Annotated in this window: 9 protein-coding genes; 4 read left to right on the top strand and 5 right to left on the bottom strand. The window is 55.3% G+C overall.

Features of this window, described 5'->3' with window-relative positions; genetic code table 11:
• Both GYRE_RS15435 and GYRE_RS15430 read left to right on the top strand, forming a co-directional pair.
• Window positions 1–654 (top strand): autotransporter outer membrane beta-barrel domain-containing protein (locus GYRE_RS15435; protein ID WP_156102667.1); only part of this gene is annotated, 654 nt, incomplete at its 5' end.
• Between the two features lie 92 nt (window positions 655–746).
• Entirely contained in the window at window positions 747–1,400 is a 654-nt protein-coding gene (locus tag GYRE_RS15430) for a helix-turn-helix domain-containing protein (protein ID WP_167809249.1), read from the top strand.
• A gap of 7 nt (window positions 1,401–1,407) precedes the next feature.
• On the opposite strand, the gene btsR is transcribed toward GYRE_RS15430, so the two are convergent.
• On the bottom strand, window positions 1,408–2,127 hold the full coding sequence (gene btsR, locus GYRE_RS15425; protein WP_006820818.1) for a two-component system response regulator BtsR: 720 nt from the start codon (window positions 2,125–2,127) through the stop codon (window positions 1,408–1,410).
• Window positions 2,121–3,809 (bottom strand): sensor histidine kinase, encoded by a 1,689-nt coding sequence (locus GYRE_RS15420; RefSeq protein ID WP_006820819.1) that lies wholly within the window; start codon window positions 3,807–3,809, stop codon window positions 2,121–2,123. Before GYRE_RS15420 ends, btsR begins: the two co-directional genes overlap by 7 nt.
• Before the next feature lie 221 nt (window positions 3,810–4,030).
• On the opposite strand from GYRE_RS15420, the gene mlrA reads away from it, so the two are divergent.
• On the top strand, window positions 4,031–4,762 hold the full coding sequence (gene mlrA, locus GYRE_RS15415) for an HTH-type transcriptional regulator MlrA (RefSeq protein WP_038256421.1): 732 nt from the start codon (window positions 4,031–4,033) through the stop codon (window positions 4,760–4,762).
• Window positions 4,763–4,825: 63 nt separating this feature from the next.
• Entirely contained in the window at window positions 4,826–4,939 is a 114-nt protein-coding gene (locus GYRE_RS23885) for a protein YohO (protein ID WP_071777548.1), read from the top strand.
• Here GYRE_RS23885 and GYRE_RS15410 read toward each other — a convergent pair.
• From GYRE_RS15410 to GYRE_RS15400, 3 genes are all read right to left on the bottom strand, one after another.
• Entirely contained in the window at window positions 4,914–5,651 is a 738-nt protein-coding gene (locus tag GYRE_RS15410; protein WP_006820821.1) for an ABC transporter permease, read from the bottom strand. The genes GYRE_RS23885 and GYRE_RS15410 overlap by 26 nt on opposite strands.
• The gene (locus GYRE_RS15405) at window positions 5,635–6,582 is read right to left on the bottom strand and encodes an ABC transporter ATP-binding protein (protein ID WP_038256419.1); all 948 of its coding nucleotides are present in this window, start codon (window positions 6,580–6,582) and stop codon (window positions 5,635–5,637) included. Before GYRE_RS15405 ends, GYRE_RS15410 begins: the two co-directional genes overlap by 17 nt.
• Window positions 6,575–7,011: ABC transporter permease (locus GYRE_RS15400; protein ID WP_038256417.1), on the bottom strand; the 437-nt coding region annotated here is incomplete at its 5' end. The genes GYRE_RS15400 and GYRE_RS15405, both read right to left, overlap by 8 nt.

Here is a 7,011-nt window from a genome sequence, read left to right as displayed (position 1 = left end):
ACTGCCGTAATGCGGGGATACTCCAATAATAACATGCACGATGCAGGCAACTCAGGAACGAATACGAACAGCTACGGCGGGGCTTTGTATGGTTCTTACCGAATGAATAATGGCCTGTTCTTTGATGCCACCCTTAAAGCCGAGCATCTGAACAACAGCATGGACGTTATTTCCACCGATGGAGGTCATTCTCATGGCGATTACAGTAACAACGGCTATGGCGGTACCCTGAAAGCTGGCTGGCACTGGCAGAACGATACGCTTTTTGTTGAACCCTACGCCCGAGTATCCGCTATTCATTACAACGGCGTGGATTACAAGCTGGATAACGGTTTGCATGCTAAAGACAGCCGTTATAAATCATTGCGGGTTGAAGGCGGAGTGAATATGGGTACGACTCTGAACGTTCATAACACCGAGGTTCGCCCTTATCTGCACTTTGCCGTCGCCAGTGAAACGGAAAACAGCAATAAAATCAATATCAATGATGTCGGTATTAACGACAGCAATCATGGAAGGAAAGGTATCGCCGGCGTCGGTACTGAAATCAAACTCGCTAAATCACTGCACGTCTGGGCCGGGGCTAACTACGCTAAAGGGGACAATAAAGAAGACCCCTGGCAGGTTAGTGTTGGCGCCTCCTGGAGTTGGTAGACGCGTCATAGCGATAGCGATTACCGGCAAGGAGCCCGCCATTTTTATGCCTATAATAAATGCCATGTTCATTATCGCCGCAGGTTAACCGCATGTTCAGAAGTAAACGTTCAACAATCTATTCGGTGATAAATGATAAAAAACCAATAGCGTTAATTGAGCAACTCATTCAGATCCTGAGTCCTCAGGGAGTTGCCATGACGGTTCCCGCTAATACCCTGCTCGAAAAAGGTGATATGACCGGGTTTCCAGTCTGGCTAATAACGAAAGGCCACTGCAATATTGTTCGCCGCGACGGGATGGTTATCGCAACCGGGAAAGCCCCGCATATAATCGGGATCACTGAATTTCTGATAAGCACCGAATATCATCTCGCTAAAACGCTGGATGCCTGTGAGGTGGTAAGAATCGATCGCGAGAGAATGTCTGGACTCATTACCTCTCTGGGTTTATGGCAGGAAATTGCAACATTTGTCGCCTGGAATGCACAGATGCTTGCCGCCAGAGATGCGCAATTATATGGTGTGAATGCCTACACGATTGTGAGAAACAAAATACTCGAGTACAACAGCTACCCACGGTATTCTGAACTGAATATCACCATTGCGTCTTTCATACAGGAGCGTTCACATTTAAGCCCGTCGACTATTCATATGCTGCTGGCCAGCCTTAAAAAAGGGGGCTATATCTCAGTGGTCAACGGTATCCTGACGGAAATAAACCGAGAGCTGCCCCTTGAATACTAATCACCGCTTATAACCCTATCGCCTCTTTCAGGCTTTTCAGATAGCGACGGCTCACCGGCACGGTTTGCCCGGCACGCAGCAGCAGCTCCGCCTGACCATTTTCCTCAAGCCGGATCTCTTTCAGATGCGCCATATTCACCAGATACTGGCGATGGCAGCGCAGAAGTGGAGTACGACTCTCCAGCGTGCGCAGGGTCAGCTCGGTGAATCCCTCCTTCCCTTCGCTGCTGGTCACATAAACACCGCTCATACGGCTGCTGACGAAGGCTACATCCTCCATTTGCAGCAGCCAGATACGGCTGTGCCCGGAGCAGGGAATAAACTTCAGCGCCTGCTGGTGCTCTTCAAGCAGCGAGATATCCTGCAGGCTGCGCTCCTGGCGCAGTCGGGTCAGGGTTTTCTCCAGACGGCAGGATTCAATGGGTTTCAGCAGGTAATCGAACGCATGCTCCTCAAAGGCTTTCACCGCGTACTCGTCAAAGGCGGTGAGAAACACAATATAGGGACGGTGTTCAGGATCGAGCATCCCGACCATTTCCAGACCACTGATACGCGGCATCTGGATGTCGAGAAACACCACGTCCGGGCGCAGACGATGCACGGCGCCGATAGCCTCCACGGCGTTAGCACATTCACCGATTATCTCGATGTCGCTCTCCGCCTGGAGCAGGATACGCAAGTTTTCCCGTGCTAATGGCTCATCATCAACAATCAACACTTTCAGCATGCGTGTTCCTCCAGGGGCAGTCGCAGGGTGATTCGGGTAAAGCGTTCGGGCTCACAGGTGACGGTAATGCCGCAGTCATCGCCAAAACGTGCGCGCAGGCGCTTATCCACCAGGTTCATCCCCAGCCCACTGGCATTGGTGGTGGGCTGATATAATCCGGCATTGTCTTCAATATCGAGCTGCAGGTAGCGATCGTGCTGGCTCGCCTGAATGGTAATTTCACCGACCCCAAGGTGCTGCGAAGTTCCGTGCTTGATAGCATTCTCGACGATAGGCTGTAGAGTGAACGCCGGAAGCTGATGATGGGCCAGTGAGTCAGGCACAAAAAGCCGCACCTGCAGCCGCGACTGAAAGCGCGCTTTTTCAATCTGCAAATAGGCATTCACGTGCTCAAGCTCATCCGCCAGCGTCACCACTTCTGAAGGCCGTTTGAGGTTCTTGCGAAAGAAGGTGGAGAGATACTGCACCAGTTGACCCGCCTGCTCGCTGTCGCGGCGGATCACCGCCATCAGGGTATTGAGCGCGTTAAACAGAAAATGTGGGTTCACCTGCGCATGCAGCAGCTTGATCTCCGACTGGGTCAGCAGCGCTTTTTGCCTCTCATACTGCCCGGCGAGAATTTGCGCCGACAGCAGCTGGGCTATCCCCTCGCCCAGCGTACGGTTGATAGAGCTGAACAGCCGATTACGGGCCTCATACAGTTTGATGGTGCCGATAATGCGCTGGTTTTCGCCGCGCAACGGGATAACCAGCGTCGAACCGAGCTTGCAGTTTGGCTGAATCGAACAGCGGTACGGCACTTCGTTACCGTCGGCATAGACCACGTCGCCGCTATCAATCGCCTTTTGCGTCCACTCCGAAGAAATGGGCTTACCCGGCAGGTGGTGATCGTCGCCAATACCGGTAAAGGCCAACAGCTTTTCGCGGTCGGTTATCGCCACCGCACCGATATCCAGCTCTTTAATCAGCACCTGTGCCACCTTCATGCTGTTCTCTTCGTTGAAGCCCTTGCGCAGGATCCCTTCAGTGGACGCCGCCACTTTCAACGCCGTCGCTGAAAACGCCGAAGTGTATTTCTCAAACATCGCGCGCTTATCCAGCAAAATTCGCATAAACAGCGCCGCCCCGACGGTGTTGGTGACCATCATCGGAGCCGCAATGCTTTGCACCAGATTAAACGCATTATCAAACGGGCGGGCGATCAGCAGGATTATCAGCATTTGCACTAGCTCGGCGACGAGCGTAATCGCGCCTGCGGTCCACGGGCTGAACACCTTATCAGGACGCCCGCGACGGATAAGAATACTGTGTACCAGGCCACCGAGTAGTCCTTCGACGATGGTCGAAATCATGCAACTCAACGCCGTCATCCCCCCCATCGAATAGCGATGCAGACCGCCGGTCAGCCCGACGAGACCGCCCACGACCGGGCCACCCAGCAGACCGCCCATCACCGCACCAATCGCCCGGGTGTTGGCGATAGAGTCTTCAATATGGAGGCCGAAATAGGTGCCGAGGATACAGAAAATGGAGAAGGTGACGTAGCACAGTAATTTGTGCGGCAGGCGCACGGTAACCTGCATCAGCGGTATGAAGAGTCGGGTTTTACTCATCAACCAGGCGATGACCAGAAAGACGCACATCTGCTGGAGAAGCAGCAACACCAGATTAAACTCGTACATACCCGCAAACCAAACAACTTCCGAATGCGCGTAACATACCCTGACAGGCTGTAACTTTCTTTGAAGCGGGGCATAAAAACGCAAAAACGCAGGTAAGATCACGCTTTTTTATTCGATCTTCTCCACTTTTCGAACTAGCAGGCGGCAAAAATCGACAATTTTTCCTGGTTCGCATTTTTCTGGCTACAGTTATTGTGGGTGCATGTGCAAGGGTAAAATCTATGGCGCTTTACACGATCGGTGAAGTGGCTCTGCTCTGTGAAATCAATCCTGTTACCTTACGCGCCTGGCAGCGCCGTTACGGCTTGTTAAAACCGCAGCGTACGGATGGCGGCCATCGATTGTTTAATGAAGACGATATCGACCGGATCCGCGAGATCAAGCGCTGGATAGAAACCGGTGTACAGGTCAGTAAGGTCAAGTCGCTGCTGAATGAAGCGGCAAAGGCACAGCAGTCTGGCTGGCTGGAGCAGCAGGAGATGATGGTGACCTGGCTGCAGAACGGCAATACCAACCGTCTTCGCCTGTGGCTCAAAGAGCGCGGGCGTGAATATCCGGCACAAACCCTCGTTACCCACCTTTTCGTCCCGCTCCGCCGTCGTCTCCAGTGCCAGCAGGCACCGCTCCAGGTCATGCTGAGCATGCTCGACGGCATGCTCATCAATCATGTGGCTTACTGCCTGAGCGGCGCTCACAAGAAAGGCGGCAAAGACGCGCTGGTGCTCGGCTGGAATATTAACGATACCACCCGGCTGTGGCTTGAGGGCTGGATGGCAACCGAACAGGGCTGGCGGGTGGATGTACTCGCTCATTCGCTCAGTCAACTGAAACCGGAGAACTTCGAGGGAAAGACGTTACTGGTGTGGTGCGGTGAATCGCCGTCTGCACAACAAAAACAGCAGATCGGCCAGTGGCGGGAAAACGGTTATCAGATCTATCCGCTCGGTTCGTGAATAAGGCGTCCTTTTTACCAAATTTTCATAGTACAATAACACCCTTAACATAAGGAGCCTGCTATGAAACCCGCAAAAATCGCTGTAATCACCCTCTTCGCGCTGATGGCTATCGGTGGCATTAGCGGCGTGATGCTCGCGGGCTACTCGTTTATTGTTCGTGGCGGTATCGGCTGAATCGACGACTAAGACGTTCAAACGCGCGATCGACAATAATTGCCGCAAGCGCCACCAGAATTGCCCCCTGCACCACATAAGCCGTATTAAATCCGCTCAGGCCGATGATTATCGGCGTTCCCAGCGTGCTCGCCCCTACGGTCGAGGCGATGGTAGCGGTGCCGATATTGATAATGACCGAGGTCCGTATCCCGGCAAGCATTACCGGCGCTGCAAGCGGTAATTCTACCTTCACCAGCCGCTGCCAGGCATTCATTCCCATCCCTTTTGCCACGCTGGTGACGCTTTCCGGCACCGCCGCAAAACCCGCCAGCGTCCCCTGCAGGACTGGCAGCACGCCGTAGAGAATGAGCGCAATAATCGCAGGCTGTTGACCAAATCCCATCACCGGCACCGCCACCGCCAGCACCGCCACCGGCGGGAAGGTTTGCCCCATCGCGGCAATGGTTTCCACCAGCGTTCGAAATTCACGCCCTGCCGGACGGGTAACGAAGATGCCTGCCCCAACGCCCAGTACCACCGCCACCAGGCTTGAGACGCCGACCAGCCAGAAATGGGACAGCGTCAGCAGGAGAAAACTCTCCTGCTGATACAGCGGGCGCGGCAGCTCCGGGAACAGCGAGTGAAAGAGCGGCTCGCTGTGCGGTAGCCACAGCAGCAGGCCGATAAAAAGAGCCACCAGCCAGGGCAGCGGATCAGCGAATCGCTTCACGCGGATCCTCCTCACACAGCAGATCGGCAAAATGCAGCGTGCCGCTGGGGTTTCCCTCTGCATCCAGTACCGGCAGCGTCAGCCGCTGCTGGGCAACAAACGCAGAGAGCGCGTCTCGCAGGGTCATTCCTTCGCTGAGCGGTTCCCCCTCCGTCCATTCCCCCCGGCGTTGATATTCACTGACGTCACGCAGGGACAGCAACCGCACGCCAAGCTCGCTATGGCCAAAGAACGTGCGCACGAATTCATTTTTCGGATGCGTGAGGATTTCCAGCGGCGTTCCCTGCTGCACGACTTCGCCGTTATCCATCAGCACCAGATGGTCCGCCAGCCGCAGGGCCTCGTCGATATCGTGGGTCACAAGGATAATGGTTCGTCCCAGTAAACGGTGGATGCGGCTCATCTCCTGCTGCAACGCCTGGCGGGTGACGGGATCCAGCGCGCCAAAAGGTTCATCCATCAGCAGCACTTCCGGATTTGCCGCCAGCGCCCGTGCCACTCCCACGCGCTGCTGTTGCCCACCGGAGAGCTGATGAGGATAGCGGTCGCGCAGCGTGCTTTCGAGCCCCAGCAACGCCATCAGCTCATCGATACGCTGGTCTATTTTTCCGCGCGACCATTTTTGCAATTGCGGCACCGTGGCAATATTCTGCGCCACCGTCCAGTGTGGGAACAGACCGATAGACTGAATGGCATAGCCCATGCGCCGCCGCAGCTCGAGCACCGGCTGCTGGCGGATCTCTTCCCCGGCAAAGCGAATAATGCCGCTGTCGTGCTCCACCAGTCGATTGATCATCTTAAGCGTAGTGGACTTTCCGGATCCCGAGGTGCCGATGAGCACCGAGAAGGCACCCTCTTTCAAATCTAATGAGAGGTTTTTTACCGCGGCCTGCCCGGCAAACGCTTTGCTCACGTTTTCAAATTCAATCACGGCGTTCTCCTTTCAGCAGCGCTATCCACAGGCTAAAAATCGCGTCGGTCACCACCGCCAGCGCAATCACCGGGATCACGCCCAGCAGCACCAGATCCAGCGCGCTGCTGAGCAGCCCCTGAAACACTAACGCACCGAACCCACCTGCGCCAATCAGCGCGGCAATCACCGCCATCCCAACGGTTTGCACCGCCACCACCCGCAGGCTGCGCAGGAGCACCGGCAGCGCCAGCGGCAGTTGAACCTGCCAGAAGCGCTGGCGCGGGCTCATGCCCATCGCCACTGCGCTCTCCAGAATATCGCCCGGGACCTGCTGCATACCCGCAACCACCCCTCGCACCAGCGGCAGTAGCGCGTAAAGCACCAGCGCGATCAGCGCCGGCGTCAGCCCGGTACCGGCAATCCCGAATTTTGCGAGCACCGGAAAAT

The sequence above is a fragment of the Yokenella regensburgei ATCC 49455 genome, assembly GCF_000735455.1.
Taxonomy (GTDB): domain Bacteria; phylum Pseudomonadota; class Gammaproteobacteria; order Enterobacterales; family Enterobacteriaceae; genus Yokenella; species Yokenella regensburgei.
The sequence above is the reverse complement of the archived record's forward strand: the minus strand, read 5'-3'. Positions and strand labels throughout refer to the sequence as shown.